Source organism: Stenotrophomonas sp. YIM B06876, assembly GCF_030711595.1.
GTDB lineage: Bacteria > Pseudomonadota > Gammaproteobacteria > Xanthomonadales > Xanthomonadaceae > Stenotrophomonas.
In genome coordinates, this window is the sequence record NZ_JAUJUJ010000444.1 from 393 (window position 1) to 655 (window position 263).

The window sequence follows — 263 nt, forward strand, 5'->3', positions numbered from 1 at the left end:
CATGCGCTTGAGCCGGTCGACCATGAAGAAGTAACCGTCCTCATCCACCTGCGCGAGGTCGCCGGTGCGCAGAAAGCGTTTGCCGTCGATCTCGATGAAGGCCTCTGCCGTGGCCTGCGGCTGGTTCCAGTAGCCCTGCATGAGCTGCGGTCCGTGCACCACGATTTCGCCGATCGCGCCGGGCGGCAGCTCGGCCCAGGTCGCCGGGTCGATCACGCGCGCGTCCACGTCGAACACCGGTATGCCCAGGCACTGCGGCTTGG

At 66.9% G+C, this 263-nt stretch carries 1 protein-coding gene; it reads right to left on the minus strand.

From position 1 onward, the window contains the following. A partial coding sequence (locus tag QZH66_RS17850) for an AMP-binding protein (protein ID WP_345783878.1) occupies positions 1–249 on the minus strand: 249 nt, incomplete at its 3' end. Positions 250–263: the final 14 nt, after the last annotated feature.